Origin of the sequence: Olsenella uli, assembly GCF_016900775.1 — a bacterium.
GTDB lineage: Bacteria > Actinomycetota > Coriobacteriia > Coriobacteriales > Atopobiaceae > Thermophilibacter > Thermophilibacter uli_A.
The window spans coordinates 60,164-76,658 of sequence record NZ_JACJKN010000008.1 but is presented as its reverse complement, the minus strand read 5'-3'; the positions used below and the strand labels follow the sequence as shown (position 1 = coordinate 76,658).

The following is a 16,495-nucleotide window of genomic DNA, read 5'->3' as shown; positions in this document are numbered from 1 at the left end:
TATCTAGTTTCAAAGAACGTAGCAGGATATAGATGGACGGGATTAGCAGGTAACGCTCAGGTACTCCCCCAGCTCTTCCTCCCAGTCCGGCATGTGAAAGCCGACTGACTCGAGCTTGGACAGGTCCAGCGCGGAGTGCACCGGGCGCGGGGCGATGGGACCGGCGGCACTGGCATAGTAGTCGGCGGTGCCCACCGGCACGACCCTGTCGCCGTTACCGTTGGCGGCATCGAAGACGGCGCGGGCGATGTCCGCCCAGGACCTGACCGCACCCGAGCCGGTGCAGTTATAGGTGCCGTAGGGGGCGTGCGTCCCCAGCACGTGGAAGATGGCCTCGGCCATGTCGCGCGTGAAGGTCAGGCGGCCCAGCTGGTCATCCACGACGGTGACCTGCTCCAACTTGTCGTCCGGGTCGGCGACGCGGTCGGAGAGCCCCTTCATGGTCTTGACGAAGTTGTGGCCCTCGCCGATGACCCAGGAGCTGCGCATGATGTAGTGGCGCGGGCACCCCGCCACGGCGATGTCGCCGGCGGCCTTGGTCTGGCCGTAGACGGAAAGCGGGCTGAAGGGCTCCTCCTCGGCGTGGACCTCGGCGGTGCCGTCGAAGACGTAGTCGGAGGACACGTGGACGAGCGTGATCCCGTGCTCGGCGCAGGTGCGGGCGAGCAGCGCCGGGCCGGTGGCGTTGGCCTTCCAGGCGGTCACGCGGCCCTCGGGGGTCTCGGCCCTGTCCACCGCGGTGTAGGCCCCGCAGTTGATCACGGTGCCGTAGAGCGACCAGTCGTATTTTGAGTAGGCGTCCGGGTCGGACATGTCGAAGGTGTCGATGTCGCAGAAGTCGAAGTCCTTGGCGACCCCGCGCTCCTCGGCCAGCGCGCGGACCGCATGGCCCAGCTGGCCGTTGCAGCCGGTGACGAGGGTCCTCTTGGGCGCCATGGGGACTACGTCCTTCAGCATCGGGTGGTTGAGGTCGGCCTCGGAGACGGTTGCCCGGTCGAGAGGGATCGGCCACTGGATGTTAAGCTCCGGGTCGGCGAGGTTCACGAAGGTGTAGGTCCTCTTCAGTTCGAGCGACCAGTGGGCGTCCACCAGGTAGGTGTAGGCGGTGCCGTCCTCGAGCGCCTGGAAGGAGTTGCCCACGCCGCGCGGGACGTAGATGGCCCTGCTCGGGTCGAGCGTGCAGGTGAATACCTTCCCGTAGGTGGCGCTGCCCTCGCGCAGGTCCACCCAGGCGCCGAATACGCTGCCGCGGGCAACGGAGATGAACTTGTCCCAGGGCTCCGCGTGGATGCCGCGGGTGACGCCGCGGCTGTCGTTGTAGGAGACGTTGTTCTGGACGACCTTGAGGTCGGGGATGCCAAGCCCGGTCATCTTGGCGCGCTGCCAGTTCTCCTTGAACCAGCCGCGCGAGTCGCCGTGGACGGCCAGGTCGACGACCCTGAGGCCCCCGATGCCGGTCTCGGTGACCTTCAGGTCCTTCTCGAATGCGATGTCTGACATGTGGGAAAAGCTCCTATCGAAGAGGTTGGGTAACCGGGGGCGCCCGAAGTGCGGTACGCCGGGGTTCGGCCTACTGGCCCTGTGCGCGGTAGCGTGCCTCAGTGGCCTCCTTGGCAGGGCGCCACCAGGACTCGTTGGCCACGTACCAGTCGATCGTCTGCTTGAGGCCCTCGGCGAAGTCGGTGTGCGCCGGCCTCCAGCCGAGCTCGCGCTGGAGCTTGGTGCTGTCGATGGCGTAGCGGCGGTCGTGGCCGGGGCGGTCGGCGACCCAGTCGAAGTCCTCGGGGTCGCGGCCCATCGCCTCGAGGATCATGCGCAGGACCGTGATGTTGTTCTTCTCGCCATTAGCTCCGATGAGGTAGGTCTCCCCCATGCGGCCCTTGGTCAGGATGTCCCAGACGGCCGAGGAGTGGTCCTCGGTGTGAATCCAGTCGCGGACATTCTCGCCCTTTCCGTAGAGCTTGGGGCGAACGCCGTCAATGATGTTGGTAATCTGCCTGGGGATGAACTTCTCCACGTGCTGGTAGGGGCCGTAGTTGTTGGAGCAGTTGGAGATCGTGGTGCGAAGCCCGTAGGTGCGGGTCCAGGCGCGCACGAGCATGTCGGAGGACGCCTTCGTCGAGCTGTACGGCGAGCTCGGGTGGTAGGGCGTCTCCTCGGTGAACTTGGCCGGGTCGTCGAGCGCCAGGTCGCCGTAGACCTCGTCGGTGGAGACGTGGTGGTAGCGGACACCGTATTTCCTCACGGCCTCCAGCAGGCGGAAGGTGCCCTCGACGTTGGTGCGCAGGAACGGCTCCGGGTCGGCGATGGAGTTGTCGTTGTGGCTCTCGGCGGCGTAGTGCACGATCGCATCGTGGCCGGGGACCAGCCTGTCGAGGAGCGCGGCGTCGCAGATGTCGCCCACGACGAGCTCCACGCGGCCCGCAGGCAGCCCGGCGATGTTCTCGGGGTTGCCGGCGTAGGTCAGCTTGTCCAGGACGGTCACGTGCACCCCGGGGTGGTTGTCCACCACGTGGTGCACGAAGTTGCTGCCGATGAAGCCGCAGCCGCCCGTGACGATGATGTTGCGGGGCTCGAAGAGCTCTTCAGACATGTTTCTATCTCCCATTGGGTCGGATTAGTACTCGCGCGGGCTGTTGACGATCTCGCCGGCGGCGACCTTCCTCAGGTGCCGCCCGTAGACCGACTTGCCGTAGGCCTTCGCGGCCTCCTCGAGCCCGGCGGTCGTGATCCAGCCGTTCTCCCAGGCGATCTCCTCGGGCACGGACACGGGCAGGTCCTGGGAGTGCTCCACGGCGCGGACGAACTCCGCCGCCTCGTGCAGGCTCTCCATGGTGCCGGTGTCCAGCCACGCGTAGCCGCGGCCCAGGGTCACCACGGACAGCGTCCCCTCCCCCAGGTACATCCGGTTGAGGTCGGTGATCTCCAGCTCGCCGCGGGCCGAGGGCCTCACTTCGTGCGCCTTGGCGGCGACGTCGCCCGGGTAGAAGTACAGGCCGGTGACGGCATAGGAGCTCTTGGGCTCCGCGGGCTTCTCCTCGATGGAGACGGCCCTCCCCTGCGCATCGAACTCCACGACGCCGAAGCGCTCGGGGTCGTCCACGTGGTAGCCGAAGACCGTGGCCCTGCCCGACTCGGCGTTCTGCACGGCGCGCGTCAGGTGGCGCGACAGGCCGTTGCCGTAGAAGATGTTGTCGCCGAGCACCAGCGCGCACGGCTCGCCGGCGATGAAGTCCTCGCCGATGGTGAACGCCTGCGCCAGGCCGTCCGGGCTCGGCTGCTCGGCGTAGGAGAGGTTGACGCCGTAGCGCGAGCCGTCCCCGAGCAGGCGCTCGAAGTTGGGGAGGTCCGTCGGCGTCGAAATAATGAGGATGTCCCGGATGCCCGCCAGCATGAGGGTGCTAAGCGGGTAGTAGATCATGGGCTTGTCGTAGACCGGCAGCAGCTGCTTGGAGGTCACGAGCGTGAGCGGGTAAAGGCGCGTGCCGGACCCACCTGCTAGGATGATGCCCTTCATCTTATACTCCTAAAAAAATTTGTTCAGATTGCTGTTTCTGAATGCATATCTTCATTAATTACAAGCTCGATTCTTTTGGCTACCGAATCCCAGCAGTATTCCTTCTGCACTTCGGAAGAGCGTTTCATTGATTGTTCCCGAATTAGCTCGCTTCGCAGACAGTCTTGCATCGCAAGAGAAAGTTCCTCAACGCTCTCACTGCTGACGGTTCTGCCAGTCATTCCATCTTCAATAAAGTAAGGCATTTCAAATTTGTCTGTACCAATGCAAGGCAAACCGGCAGCTTTGGCCTCTGGAAAGACAAGACCATATGCTTCAAACCGAGATGGCATGACGAAGACATCTGACGTTGCCATTAAGTTGCCTAGACATTCGTTGTCTACATCGCCAACAAATTGGACTCCGCGAGCACCTGGTGCAGGATTATCTTCTGGACCGGCAATTATTAATCGATAATCATTTCCAGCTTCAATAAGTTTAGCGAAGGCTTCGAGTACAAGATCTCCGCCCTTTCGCTCAAAATCCCTTCCTGCAAATAGGAATGTATTTTGATGTCTACTCAACGGATCTATGCAACGTGGAGAACTATTGATACCCCCCCCACATGGTGTACTTTTTCAATGGGCAAACCGCACTCGCACACAAGGTATTTGGCAAGCCATTTGCCCATTGTAAAAACGCCACGGCATTCGTTATAGAACTGGCGTTGTAGCTTAAGACGCGCTTTAAAGGCTTTAGTTGAAATGTTTTGATAATAAGAACCAGTGTATTTAAAAAGTTCTGGATTATCGTTCCGGCAATTCCAAAGCCACTCAACGGGAAGATCTTGATAAATATAATGGGATTCCCCATTTTCAACCGCGGGCACCTCAGAAAATTGGAAGATTGCCGTCTTTTTAAAATCAGATGAATGCTTATTACATTCCGATTGCTGCATGCGCATTTTTGAAAGCTCAAAATCTCGAATACCAAGATAATTGCGCACCCTATTGTTTAACCGAAAAATTAGCGATTCAGAACAGTTTGGCAAATCGAAGTCGCGAAGCTGAAAATGCGCACATAAAGCCTGTCTCAGTCCGTAGGTCGTCCCAGACCACGAACGTTCCCTGTCTTTAGCCCATTCCGCACAATAAAGAAGCTCTAGGTTATTTTTCATAAATACTCCCTACCTAGAAAAATATCGTAATGAAAGCAAGTCAATAGCTTTTAAGTTGAGACTAATAGCTCGCTTATTAATAAATATCCCTGAATATATTTTTCGATTCAGCTGATAACAGACAAATGAAAAATGGAAGCGCGGCAATACGTGAAAGGTCGAATAAACTTAAAGAAATTCCACTTACGAGCAGATAGGCAACTATCGATAGCCTTAGCTGAAACAATGGCTGCCTGCGAACCGTAAATGATTGCTTAAACCCCCACAGTATGAGCGGCGCAATAAATAAAACTGAAATATATCCGAATGTAAAAATAGTCCCTATATATCCAAGGTCATCATTTGAGCCAATAGGGAAGAAAGCTTTAAATCTAGGTGTTCCATAGTAAACAAGACCAGTACCAGTCGGATCTTGTTTCATCATTTCCCAGCCATGTTTAATAGTGAAAAGCCTAACAGAGGCAGTATTATCCGTTGGGCCCTGAAACAAAATGCTTCCATCATAGTTAACTGCTAAAACATCGGAAGAAGCAGATGAGGCAGTGTCCATTAGATTTTTAGCATAGGGCGTTAGAAAAAATACTACCCCAAGACAGGCAAGAACCAAAATGAACAGGGCTTTATCGCCGCTTTTGAGTTTTTGAAAAAGTAGGAATATCATAAGGGAAGACAATACGCACAGGATTTGCATTCTGCCACGTGCAAAAACGGAGAAAAACACAATGACCAGCAGGCAAAGGTATGCATCTTTGTTCAGCTTTTTCGTGGCGCGATAATAATTAAAACCCCGGTATAACTCGATAAAAAATAAAATTACATCTAGGGCATAAACACTAGCTGTAACATGGCCTCCACGAATCACACCCAATACCTTAGGCAAAAAAGCTGTATGAGTTATTTCAAATAACAGGCAGTTGAGCATTCGTATAATTATGCTTGCAACGACAAGTCCAATGAAAAGGTCCACCCACAGGTATAGTGCGTCATCGTCTTCTTTGACCTGGTATAAGAGCGGTAATGACAGAAGCGGTAAAACGCAACTGATCGCATATGAAAGAACTTGCGTCGAATTAGCATACCCAGATATATAAGTATGCATGCCGCAAAAACCAATGATGCCAACGAATAGAAATCCGTATAGGCAATCAAATGGCCTGATTCTTACGATTGAAAGACCTTTTGCAAAAAGACTTAAATCAATAAGCACGACTGCTATTAAGCCGCTAAATGTAAATACTCGTTCATCTACAAATGGCAAAATAGCATCTGTTAACCCACAATAATATGAAATTAATACTATTAATATCAGTTTGCACGGCAAAATCGTTCGATTTTTGAGCATCATAAACCCATTGTTTCGTTAATTAAACTTATGCTTAAGCTGTCCAAATAAGTCAGATAGATACTTTTTCTGACCGAGCGCAATATTTATTGCAAGATAGATGCCCGAAACGCATACGGCGCGCAGCAGAAAAGAACCGACCAAATTCCCAGTTATCTCGGGCAACGCCAGTCCGATAGCCAAGCTAACAACCATTGAGATGATTTCCGGTATAAAGTTCATGGCGTATTCCCGAATTGACCTATTAAGGGTCTTTTTAATGCAGTAATACACCGGAGCAATCAACTCAAGGTTATATGCGAAGGTAATGGTTATCGCCACACACGTAATACTTCCTAATGCAACGCCAAGGCAAATCATGAACACCGTCATTAGCGTGTTGATTGTGGTACTTCTCATCAGATAGTCTGATCTACCTGTTCCCATTAGCAATGGGGCGTGCGCACCGTTAAGAGCGCGAACATATATCGAAAGAGACATGATTTGGAGCAAGGGGCCTGCAGCAACCCATTGATCTCCGTACATGATAAGAATTAGCTCATTACCACAAGCGCAAAATACTGCAGCACACCATGCCCCAATTAAAGAGATGCATTTTGCCATTTTAATGAATCGCACATATTGAGCATTTTGATCATGCTGCAAGGAAGCCAAATAGGGATGCATGATATCGGTGAGCGTTCCCACAAGATAGGCATTGGGATAACCGGAAAGTGAATAAGCCTTGTTGTACTGCCCCAAATCCGAAGGCCCAAAAAACTTTCCCACCAGAAGCGAATCCAAGTTACCGGCAAAGTAACCAATCGCCTGTGTACCAAATTGGAATACAGAGTACTTACCGACTCTTTTAAGCGTGGGAAACGGAGACCCCTTCACAAACCTAACAGGAGAAGAAATCCAATTCCAAATAAAAACGAAAAACGAACCGAGCACCGACTGTAAGACAATCGCAAAGCAACCTAAACCTAAACAGGCGAGCGCGATGGTAAGTAGACCGACGATAATTGTGCTCGACACTAACCTAAAACCAATCAGGTCATAACGCTTTTTTCTTAACAGCAAGCCATTTGGAACCATATTCAATGAATTAAAGAAAACCGAAATCATCAATATGGCACCGAGAGGCACATATAGCCTATTTGAATAAGCTACTGAAATACAAAGAGATAGCAGGAAGAACGCGAATGAAAGGGCAAGGCCAAATAAGAACGAAATGGTAAATAAATGGCCGTAATCATCTTGAGTTAGGTCATCGAATTGAATGATTGCCGAAGAAAGCCCCATATCGGACAAAAGTGAGAAAAAACCGGTAAATACCGAAAGAACAGCGACGATGCCATATTCTTCAGGTGTAAGCAACCGGGCAAGCACCATAGTGACGGAAAGCTGAGCAACAACATTGCACATCTTTGATGCGAGCTGAATTAATGCTGATGATTTAACTGAAAGTTCCGTAGTCTGCCGTTTAAGAAACTTCATTACCAGTAGCACCCCGACTCCACTTGGCTTGCAGCGGCAGGGGTTTCAGCTTTACTTGGCCTAATCCAATGCTCATTGATGTATTTTGCATATTGAGGCTGATCGCGGACCCACCTATTTCCATAAATTCCAAAAAGCATTTGAAGCCATCCAGCCAAATGAATAGCAATTTTGCCCTTGCTTTTAACATGTGCGCCAAGCGACATACCATATGCACCGCAGCCGATAAGGGCAATATCAAATTCATAGTTGTCGATTTCATTTTCCATTGCAGCAAGAGCATCAAACCAAGTGTTGAAGCCGTCGCAACATCCGCCCAATGATTGAACTGCCTTTAATAAATGTAATTCCTTAAATTCAGGAAGAACATTCGGATCATCGAACAAGAGCTCACGCTTTGTATATTGCTTCGCAATAGAATCAACAAATGGACTCACAACGAGAACTTTTTTCCCCATTAGCTGTAACGTCCATGGGTTATTCCAAAGAAATGGAGCGTAATAACCGTCGAGATTCACGCGTATCGCACTTGGATTAAAACGTGCGACATATTTTTCACTGCTTATGTATGAACCCAGAATATCAATCTGCTGAAAATCGCTTAGCGCTTGTTCAGAAAAAGTCCTAGTCAGTGATATATCTTCTGGAAAGAACCCAGAGTTATTTACGAGAAATTTTGAAGCAGCTCTTCTATCGTAATTAACCTTTCCATGTACGATATCGATAAATGGTATACCTAGCTCATGATTCAGGTACGTACAGACGGTTCCCAGCTCAGTGGTCCCCCATTTTGAAATAAGAAGTCCAGTATCGGACTCAAATGCACTTTGGATTCGCGCGGCAATGAAGTCATTTGCAGCGGAATCCTTTAATTGAACGTAACGATCGCTGTAATCATCATTTCTCGTTCGTCCAAAATGAACTATCGGCTTGTAAAAAACGCTCCTTATAGTTTCAAGCGCATTAACATTCATTGATTATCCTTTAACGATCTTTGTCAGTATTATTTGGAACTGCCTCGAGTCGTTTCTCAACAACATCAAGCGATTTTAGAATCTCTCGATTAATGAACTTTTTCTTGGAAACAGAGTCGATAGAATCGGTAGATGATCCCTCAAAATGGAGTACTTTGATACTTGGATCAAAAACCATTAGTAAATTAGCTTCTTTGCAATTGATTCGCAGCAGCATCTCTTCGCAATATAAAAAGGTTTCAGGTGTAAAAGGAAGTTCAAAACGCTGCATAAATTGCCTGGAAAAAACGAAACATGCACCCTGAAGCGCGACATCACTTAACCTAGATTTATACTCGCGTTTAAAACTAACTTCATGTTTATAATCTTGGATTTGATGCTTAAGCTCCACTAAGAAATTACCAATAAAACTGGACTTAATTATTTCCTTTATTGTCCGATCAGCCAATTCTTGATTTGTGACACCATTAAGTTCATTACGCAATATATTTCTAGCTTCTTCAACGCCCTGAATCGAAGGGTCATTTGGGTGAAGAGCGTCATTACAAATTGCAAATGGGTTTTGATGACGCTTTCTACTGGGAACATAGATGTCAGGGCCCAGAACTCCAAAACGGCAATCCTTATAGGCTGCCTCAATCTTTGATTCAAACGTCGTCTGAGTAAGTTCAATGTCGCTATTGAGCACGACGATAAAGCTTGGATTCCACTCTTTTTTTGCAACCGAAAACCCTAGGTTGTTGCCGCTCGAAAAACCTAGATTATTCTGAGTAGCAACAACTTTAATGTTTGAATCGCCACCGAACTTCTTTTCCAACAATTCTAAGGAATCATCTGGAGAACAGTTGTCGACGACAACAATCTTTGCATTCGATGAAGTACATTCCCTAATTGAGTCAATGCATGACACGGTTAAGTCAAAATGTCCATATTGCAGGATTACGTAGGCAAAAGACGAGTAATTACAACCTAAAGACTCATTAGCCATTGCTTCACCTGCCTATTCCAATCGAGCTGCTCTTTGGCATAGGCGACGATCTCAGGCTGCATCGAATCGGCATTCGAGTCAAATAGCCCCATTGCGTTAGCAAAATCCGAAATGTCGTTGCATATAAGCCCTGTCTTGCCTTCTATTACAAATTCGGTGAGACCAGGGAGATTCGAAACAGCAACAGGTTTTCCAAAATGATATGCCATTGCCAGAACGCCACTTTGCGATGCCTCGATATATGGAAGCATTACTGCGCGGCAATTTGAAAACAACCAAACAAGATCCTCGTCGCTTACGTAGCGGTGAATCAAGTAGACGTTATTGAGTGAATCGATTAACGCAGACTCATGAGGTGTAAATTCGCCGCTGCCCGCTATTACAAGAGGAGTTGTACCCGAATAGCTTGAGTAAGCCTCAAGGAGCCTTTCTATTCCCTTATATTTATCAATTCTGCCAAAGAATAAAAAGAAAGAGTGTTGAACCTTTGTAATGTCGACCAGCTCAGAAGGGATAACTGCTTTAGAGCATTTGGGAGGATGTGGACAAAGTGACATCACCGAGCACTTATCGACAAGATCGGGATACAGATTAGTGAAGCGGATTTTCGAAGTGTTTGATAGAAGCAGGTAGTTATCAACATATTTATTTTGATTATTGACCCATCGCGCAGTTAATAAATCCCAAACCCTATCTTTGATTGTTTTTGAACTATTAGTTGGATGGGGTTCGGGATCATGTTGTACAAGAACACATTTAATTTTTCCTGCAAGCATCCGCCGCAAAACGACTCCACCCAAGGCATCATCTGTGAAAATGACCATCTTGGGATTTAAATTAAGAATTTGGCGGCAGCAGTCTTTGATTCTTTTTGAAATACCGACAACGATCTCGGATGTTTTCACATGATCAAACCTGACGTATCCCGGCGCATCATCACATACGCCATGTTCTGCAAATACCCTAACGTCCTCGCCGTTAGCCAACAAGGCGTTCGCAAAGGAAAGCATGAACTGGACAGTGCCCTCTGCTTTTGGCATCGATGAAAAAAAGACAATCACGGTTATTCCAATTCGCTATGAAAGATAGTATTCCTGAAGAAACTCGGCAGTTTCATTGATGTCAAACCCAGCACGTGCAGTTAAAGCAGAACCGCTTGTCCTATCGGAAAGTGGGGTTTTCAGTAAGATCGCTTGATTGCTCCAATCATCTGAGCTGTTGTCAAGGTTTTGAAAAACAACGCTTTCTGTAAATGAAGCATCACGAGATATGGTGTCGGATAACAAAAGTGGAAGCCCATTACACTGAGCCTCAACACAAGAAACGGGCAGGCCTTCATAGAGAGAAGGCATACAAAGCAAGTCCATTGCAGAGTAAAAAGGTGCTGAATCAGTTTGGTTTCCAACAAGATAAACTCGATCGGAAATACCAAGCCTATCAGCTTCGACTTCTATTGAATTACGCAACGGGCCTTCTCCAACCAGTAGCAATGCTGCGTCAATTTTCTCAATCAGTGATTTTAAAATCCTAACTAAGAACGTCTGGTTTTTCACATTCGTAAGCCTTGCAACGTTGCCAATGACAAAAGTGTCGGATGCAATGCCTAATTTTTCGCGGATTCTAGTGCGCTCTTCTTCATTAAATTTAAACCGATTAACGTCAATGCCATTCTTAATGATATGGACGTCAATTCCATGAAGGGTTGCGTTGGGAAACATCCACTCGGATGCCTTGTCGGAGCAGGCAAAAAAATCAGTAGCGAGATTCTCGATACCCGTAGCATTCTTATCCAGATTGTGGCGCATTACAGCGCCTTTTAGCCCACCTGCCAGCGGAGTACAAGTGTTATGTGAGTGTATTGCTCTTTTGGTGATTCCAGCAGCTTTTGCAGACTTAAACGTAGCCAAACTTCCCGTCAAGCCAGATGAATGCTCATGAAGAACCCTTATCTCAGGATTATCTCTAAAAATCCTGTTGTAGAAATTAGCTGCTGCAAATGGATGTTTATTTGGAGATTTGATTTTAAATATTCGACCACCAAGAGAACGAATTTCATCATCGAAGAGGCAGTCATCATCGACTGCATAGACAAAATCAAATTGGACCTTTTCTCTATCCACACTTCGATACAGATTCATTACGAAATTCTCAATGCCGCCCATATTCATTGCGGCAACAGAATGCAGGACACGAATAACTTTGGTCATAACAACTACCTCCAATCAAACTTCGCCAGGATCATGCAGAAAACCGATGACCGTAGGGCCTCAAAAAAATTCACCGTTCAATAATCTCTCTATATTTATTGACATACCGAGCAGCCTTGTTATCCCAAATCAGCTCGCTTTCAACCTCGTCGAAATTCAAATCGTCCAGCAACTCATTCGTAATCCCAAGCAGGGCTTGGGCATACTCATCTGAGCCGGATCCTGGAGGAAGCAGGACAGCCGTCTTAGAATCTAGGATCAGGCTCGCGCCGAAGGAATCCGCACATATCAATGGACGATGATGTGAAATTGACTCCGCGATGACAGTGCCTCCCGTCTCACGAAGGCTCGGCATCGCCACGATGTTCGCCCATCGATAAAACTCTGCAAGCCGATCGCGGTTTACCTGGCCTTCGAACTCAACGCGGTCGCTTATTCCAAGATTCTTGGCAAGCAATTCCTGCCCTGCTCGGCTTTTGCCGTCTCCACAAATTTTAAGATGGAAATTCAAGCCAGCGGCATTTGCTTTTGCGCATGCCTCAAGCAACAGCTCGACGCCTTTACGAGGGACCAGACGCCCGACAAAGAGAATTCGGAGTTCTCCGACCTCAATCGAATTAGGCGCCGGCCCTTCTGCTTCTCCATCAATTCCGATTTCAGTCTTGAGGCCAAATGACTCAACCTCTACTGAATGGTCTTCAAAGAAGCGCTCGGTTTCTCTGTTAGCAAAATAAATAAAGTCAATTGCCTTTACGCGTTTCTTAAAACCCGAGCAACGAACGCAAACCTCGTTTAAAACCCTTCGGAATAACTCGACATGCCATTCTCCTTTTAGATAGCGCCGATACTGCCTGGGCGCATATTCGCCGCCGCCGACAGGGCCAACCACTGTTCGGGCGTTTAGACCCGAGTAATCGGCAAGGGCCCTGAACTCAACTGGCGTTATCTGGTGAATGATATCGAAGGGGGCCTCCGCACAAATACGCTCCAGAAGCGGTCTAATTGACCGACACCACAGAATGGCGCGAACAGAATACAGCGGCCCCTTGCATAAGCCAGCAAGCTTGCCCAGGGGCGCATAGACATAGCGCGGGTAAATCTGAGCCGGGTGAGAATCGATAAAGGTCTGAATCTCCTCCCGTTTGTCCTCTCTCGTCAGAACGGTCACGTCATGGCCGGCTCTGGCGGCAGCAATCGGCAGATGCCAACCAATGGCATCTTCGCTTCCGAGGTTAGGGCCACAAGAAAGGGCGACGTACAGGATCCTCATCTCGTAGCCTTACAACGCCTCATGCGTCTCGTACACGTGGGCATCCGCCTTCGACGCCTCGGACAGGCCGTCGTTCACTGTGGCGCACAGGTCGCAGGTGGAGCAGGCGTCGAGCTGCTCCTTGGTCACGCGGCCCTCCTCGTAGTCGCTGACGATCTTGAGCTCGTGCATGTCGTAGGGCTTCTTGGTAAAGAGCGCCTTCGCCTTGTGCTTGAGCACCCACCAGCCGGGCTTCCAGATGTACTTGTGCATGGCCGGGCTCACCGAGCCGATCATCCAGCAGTTACGGTCGCAGTGACGAACCTTCGCGCGGACCTTCTCCGCCTGGTCGGAGTTCCAGAGCTCGTCCCAGGACTCCTCGTTGAGGTTGCCCATGACCTCCTTGTCCTTGGTGCCGTTGCAGGGCATGACATCGCCGTAGGGGTCGATGAAGAAGGTGTCGAACGCCATGTCGCAGGGCAGCAGGCGCGGCTGGCCATAGATGTAGTTGATGAGGCCGTGGTTGAAGTAGGCGCGAAACCACTTCTTGGGCGAGCTGCTCCTGAGGAGCTCGTTCACGAGGTTCTCGAAGTTCTTGGCCACCATCGGACGGTCATGGATGATGTTGTGGGCCTCCACGAAGTAGAAGCTGTTGTGAAGGCTCGCCGTGGCGAACTCCATTCCCAGCTCGTCTGAAAGCTTGTAGAGCGGCACGAGATCTTTGGCGTTCCTATCTTGCACCGTCATGCCGAAACCAACGTCGGGGTGCTTCATCTCCACGAGCTTCTTGAGCGTCTGATACCCGCGCTGGAAGCCGTTGGGGAGCCCTCGGATCTCGTTGTTGGTGTCCTCCAAACCCTCGATGGAAACGCGGATGCCGACCTCAGGGAACTCCTCGCAGAGGTCGATGATGCGGTCGGTGAAGAAGCCGTTGGTGGAGATGACAATGCGGTCACTCTTTTTGTAGAGCTCGCGTACGATGTCCTTGAGGTCCTTGCGGATGAAGGGCTCCCCTCCCGTGATGTTGGTGAAGTACATGCGCGGAAGCTTCCTGATCGTCTCGAGCGAGAGCTCCTCCTCCGGGCGGCTCGGCGCCTTGTAACGGCTGCACATGGTGCAGCGCGCGTTGCAGCGGTACGTGACGATGACGGTGCCGTTGAGTTTCTTCTCAGCCATGGATTAATGACCCTTCTTCTCGCGTATGAGGGTGGTATAGAGGTCGACGAGTTTCTGCAGGTAGGCGCTCTCGGAGCAGCGCTCGCGGACGAACGCCCGACCCGCTGCCTGCATCGCGCGGTATTCGTCGTCGGAGAGATCCGTCGCGGAGCGCAGCAGGCTGGCGAGCGCGTCGGCGTCCCCCGCGGTGAACGTGAAGCCGGTCCTGCCCTCGTCGACGAGCTCGGGGATGCCGCCGATGCGACTCCCCAGGACCGGCGTCCCCGCCAGAAGAGACTCGACGACGGAGAACGGCATGTTCTCGTACCACGTCGACGGGACCACGCTGAAGCGGGCGCCCTTCACGAGCGCCCTGAGCTCGTCACCCGACTTGTAGCCGAGGAACGCCGCGGCGTTGGCGAGGCCGAGCTCGGCGGAAAGCTGCTCCAGCTCGGCGCGCGCGGGACCGTCGCCGACGATGGCGAGGCCGTAGTCCTCCGGCAGGCCCTGAGCCCGCGCCCGCACGAATGCCCGCAGCAGGACCGCGACGCCCTTCTCGCCCGAAAGCCGCCCGAAGTAGATGAAGTACGGCCTGCCCGAATCGGCCGCGGGAACGCCCTCGATCTCGGAGACTGCCCGGTCCGTCAGGAAGTTGGGCATCCAGACGAGTTGCTCTGTGGGAAAGCCGCCCTCGACCATCTTGCTCCCCAGGAACTGGGAGGGGCAGATGATGCGGTCGATCTTTGCGTACACCTTCGTGAGGCGCAGGTACTCCGCCTCGAGCGTCGCCAAGCCGCTCTTTGCCGTCGAGCCCTTGACGCACTTCCGCTTGAGGCAGCTGGAAAAATGGCCGCCCAGGCACGCCTCGCACACTTCGCCGTTGCCGTCGAGCATCGTGTAGCTCGGGCACACCGCGATGTAGTCGTGTGCCGTCCAGACGACCGGGACCCCGTGCTCCTGAAGGTACGGCGCATCGAGGATCGAGAGCGTGATCTGCCGGTGGACGAGATTCATGTGGACGACGTTAGGTCGCACCGCTTCACAGAGGGCCTCGAATTTCCGCTTGGCCTCCGTGGAGTACAGGAGCGACGCGGCCTCGCCGACCTTCCGCACCACCGACGTCGGCCCGTTGTAGTCCTTGGCTGAGACGAAGCACCTCGCCTGGTCGCACGGCTCGTTCTCAGGGTCCTCCATGGCGAAGAAGAACACCTGGTGCCCCTGGGACCTGAGCGCGTCGGCCACGGCGAAGTAGTAGGTCTCCGACCCGCCCTTGCGGTAGTGGAACTTGTTGACGAGAATGACCCTCATCCGGCAGCCCCCTCATAGGTCTCAAGCGTCCATCGAACGACGGAGTCCCAACCGAATGACTCGAGAGCGCGCTTGCGGGCGGTCAGCCCGAGAGCACGGGCCTCCCCATCGTCTTTCAGAAGCGACACGAGCACCTGCCGCAGGCCCGCGGCGCTCCCCCGCTCGAACGTCATCCCCGTCCCCGCGAGCACGTCCGCGCACTCGGGGATGTCGCTCGTCACGCAGCAGCAGCCGTACGCCATGGCCTCGAGCAGACTCATCGGCATGCCCTCCACATCAGAGGGCAGCACGTAGCAGTACGCATTCGAGTAGAGTTCGGCGAGCTCCTCACCCTGCACGAAGCCCGTGAAGAGAATGCGGTCATCGCCTTCGGCAGCCTGCCTGAGGGCCGTCTCGTAGGCGGATGTGTCGGAACCGCCCCCCGCGATGACAAGGCACTTGTCCGTCTCGAGCCCTCTAAATGCCTCTATGAGGAGCTCGGGTCGCTTCTCGGGCACCAGTCGCCCGAGGAAGAGGATGTAGGAGCCCCTCCCCAGTCCCCAGCGCTCGGTAATGACACGCGCCGCCCTGGGCTCCTTGGGGTTGATCCCGTTGGGAATGACCAGGGTCTTGCGTCCGTACGTCTCGCGAAAATAGCGCTGCGTGGACCGCGAGAGCACGATAACCTCGTCCGCGCATCCCGCCGCGTTCTTCTCGCCGAGCTTTATGTAGGAGCTTGCGAGCCTACCCCACTTGGCTCGCTGCCAGTCGAGGCCGTGGATCGTCGCGACGGTCCGTATGCCCGCGCGGCGCGCCATCGGGAGTGGCACGCACGGACCCTCCGCATGGTAGTGGATAACGTCAGGCTTGTCTTTGACGGCGGCAAGCGTCGCAAAGAACGAGGAGCTCAGAGCCGCCATGCCCCTGGCATCGATGGTTCGGACCGGCACCACGCGCACACCATCCACGACGCGCTCGCCGTGCGCTCGGTCACCGGTCATGACGTCCTTGCCGCCCCGGTCGTAGCAGGTGACCTCATGCCCAAGCGCCGCCATGCGACGGGCGAGCTCGGTCACCACAACCTCCACGCCACCCTCGCGCGAGCCAAAGCGCTTGTGCCCGATCATGGCTATGCGCACCG

15 protein-coding genes are annotated in these 16,495 nt (G+C 52.5%); all 15 read right to left on the bottom strand.

The window, feature by feature from the left end; all coding sequences use genetic code 11:
* Window positions 1–42: 42 nt before the first annotated feature.
* Entirely contained in the window at window positions 43–1,500 is a 1,458-nt protein-coding gene (locus H6A23_RS06515; RefSeq protein WP_204831392.1) for a sugar nucleotide-binding protein, read from the bottom strand.
* 70 nt (window positions 1,501–1,570) lie between these two features.
* Window positions 1,571–2,593, bottom strand: coding sequence for a dTDP-glucose 4,6-dehydratase (gene rfbB, locus H6A23_RS06510; RefSeq protein WP_204831391.1), 1,023 nt, complete (start codon window positions 2,591–2,593; stop codon window positions 1,571–1,573).
* 24 nt (window positions 2,594–2,617) lie between these two features.
* Window positions 2,618–3,517 carry a glucose-1-phosphate thymidylyltransferase RfbA gene (gene rfbA / locus H6A23_RS06505; protein ID WP_204831390.1) on the bottom strand — a complete coding sequence of 300 codons (900 nt, stop codon included), beginning with the start codon at window positions 3,515–3,517 and terminating at the stop codon, window positions 2,618–2,620.
* 23 nt (window positions 3,518–3,540) lie between these two features.
* Complete coding sequence (locus tag H6A23_RS06500; RefSeq protein WP_204831389.1) at window positions 3,541–4,080, bottom strand: glycosyltransferase family 4 protein; 540 nt, start codon at window positions 4,078–4,080, stop codon at window positions 3,541–3,543.
* A gap of 5 nt (window positions 4,081–4,085) precedes the next feature.
* The gene (locus H6A23_RS06495; RefSeq protein ID WP_204831388.1) at window positions 4,086–4,673 is read right to left on the bottom strand and encodes a hypothetical protein; all 588 of its coding nucleotides are present in this window, start codon (window positions 4,671–4,673) and stop codon (window positions 4,086–4,088) included.
* A 76-nt stretch (window positions 4,674–4,749) separates the two neighbouring features.
* Window positions 4,750–6,015 (bottom strand): O-antigen ligase family protein, encoded by a 1,266-nt coding sequence (locus H6A23_RS06490; RefSeq protein WP_204831387.1) that lies wholly within the window; start codon window positions 6,013–6,015, stop codon window positions 4,750–4,752.
* A gap of 18 nt (window positions 6,016–6,033) precedes the next feature.
* Window positions 6,034–7,494 carry a lipopolysaccharide biosynthesis protein gene (locus H6A23_RS06485; protein WP_204831386.1) on the bottom strand — a complete coding sequence of 487 codons (1,461 nt, stop codon included), beginning with the start codon at window positions 7,492–7,494 and terminating at the stop codon, window positions 6,034–6,036.
* Window positions 7,494–8,468 (bottom strand): hypothetical protein, encoded by a 975-nt coding sequence (locus tag H6A23_RS06480; RefSeq protein WP_204831385.1) that lies wholly within the window; start codon window positions 8,466–8,468, stop codon window positions 7,494–7,496. The genes H6A23_RS06485 and H6A23_RS06480 overlap by 1 nt, the downstream gene beginning before the upstream one ends.
* A 10-nt stretch (window positions 8,469–8,478) precedes the next feature.
* Window positions 8,479–9,456: a glycosyltransferase gene (locus H6A23_RS06475; protein WP_204831384.1), complete on the bottom strand. Its 978-nt coding sequence runs from the start codon at window positions 9,454–9,456 to the stop codon at window positions 8,479–8,481.
* On the bottom strand, window positions 9,438–10,517 hold the full coding sequence (locus tag H6A23_RS11705; RefSeq protein ID WP_204831383.1) for a glycosyltransferase family 4 protein: 1,080 nt from the start codon (window positions 10,515–10,517) through the stop codon (window positions 9,438–9,440). The genes H6A23_RS06475 and H6A23_RS11705 overlap by 19 nt, the downstream gene beginning before the upstream one ends.
* Before the next feature lie 15 nt (window positions 10,518–10,532).
* Window positions 10,533–11,663 (bottom strand): glycosyltransferase family 1 protein, encoded by a 1,131-nt coding sequence (locus H6A23_RS06465; RefSeq protein WP_204831382.1) that lies wholly within the window; start codon window positions 11,661–11,663, stop codon window positions 10,533–10,535.
* A 70-nt stretch (window positions 11,664–11,733) separates the two neighbouring features.
* The gene (locus H6A23_RS06460) at window positions 11,734–12,933 is read right to left on the bottom strand and encodes a glycosyltransferase family 4 protein (protein ID WP_204831381.1); all 1,200 of its coding nucleotides are present in this window, start codon (window positions 12,931–12,933) and stop codon (window positions 11,734–11,736) included.
* Between the two features lie 9 nt (window positions 12,934–12,942).
* Window positions 12,943–14,088 (bottom strand): radical SAM protein, encoded by a 1,146-nt coding sequence (locus tag H6A23_RS06455; RefSeq protein ID WP_204831380.1) that lies wholly within the window; start codon window positions 14,086–14,088, stop codon window positions 12,943–12,945.
* Window positions 14,089–14,091: 3 nt separating this feature from the next.
* On the bottom strand, window positions 14,092–15,375 hold the full coding sequence (locus H6A23_RS06450) for a glycosyltransferase (protein ID WP_204831379.1): 1,284 nt from the start codon (window positions 15,373–15,375) through the stop codon (window positions 14,092–14,094).
* Complete coding sequence (locus tag H6A23_RS06445) at window positions 15,372–16,493, bottom strand: glycosyltransferase family 4 protein (RefSeq protein WP_204831378.1); 1,122 nt, start codon at window positions 16,491–16,493, stop codon at window positions 15,372–15,374. The genes H6A23_RS06450 and H6A23_RS06445 overlap by 4 nt, the downstream gene beginning before the upstream one ends.
* Window positions 16,494–16,495: the final 2 nt, after the last annotated feature.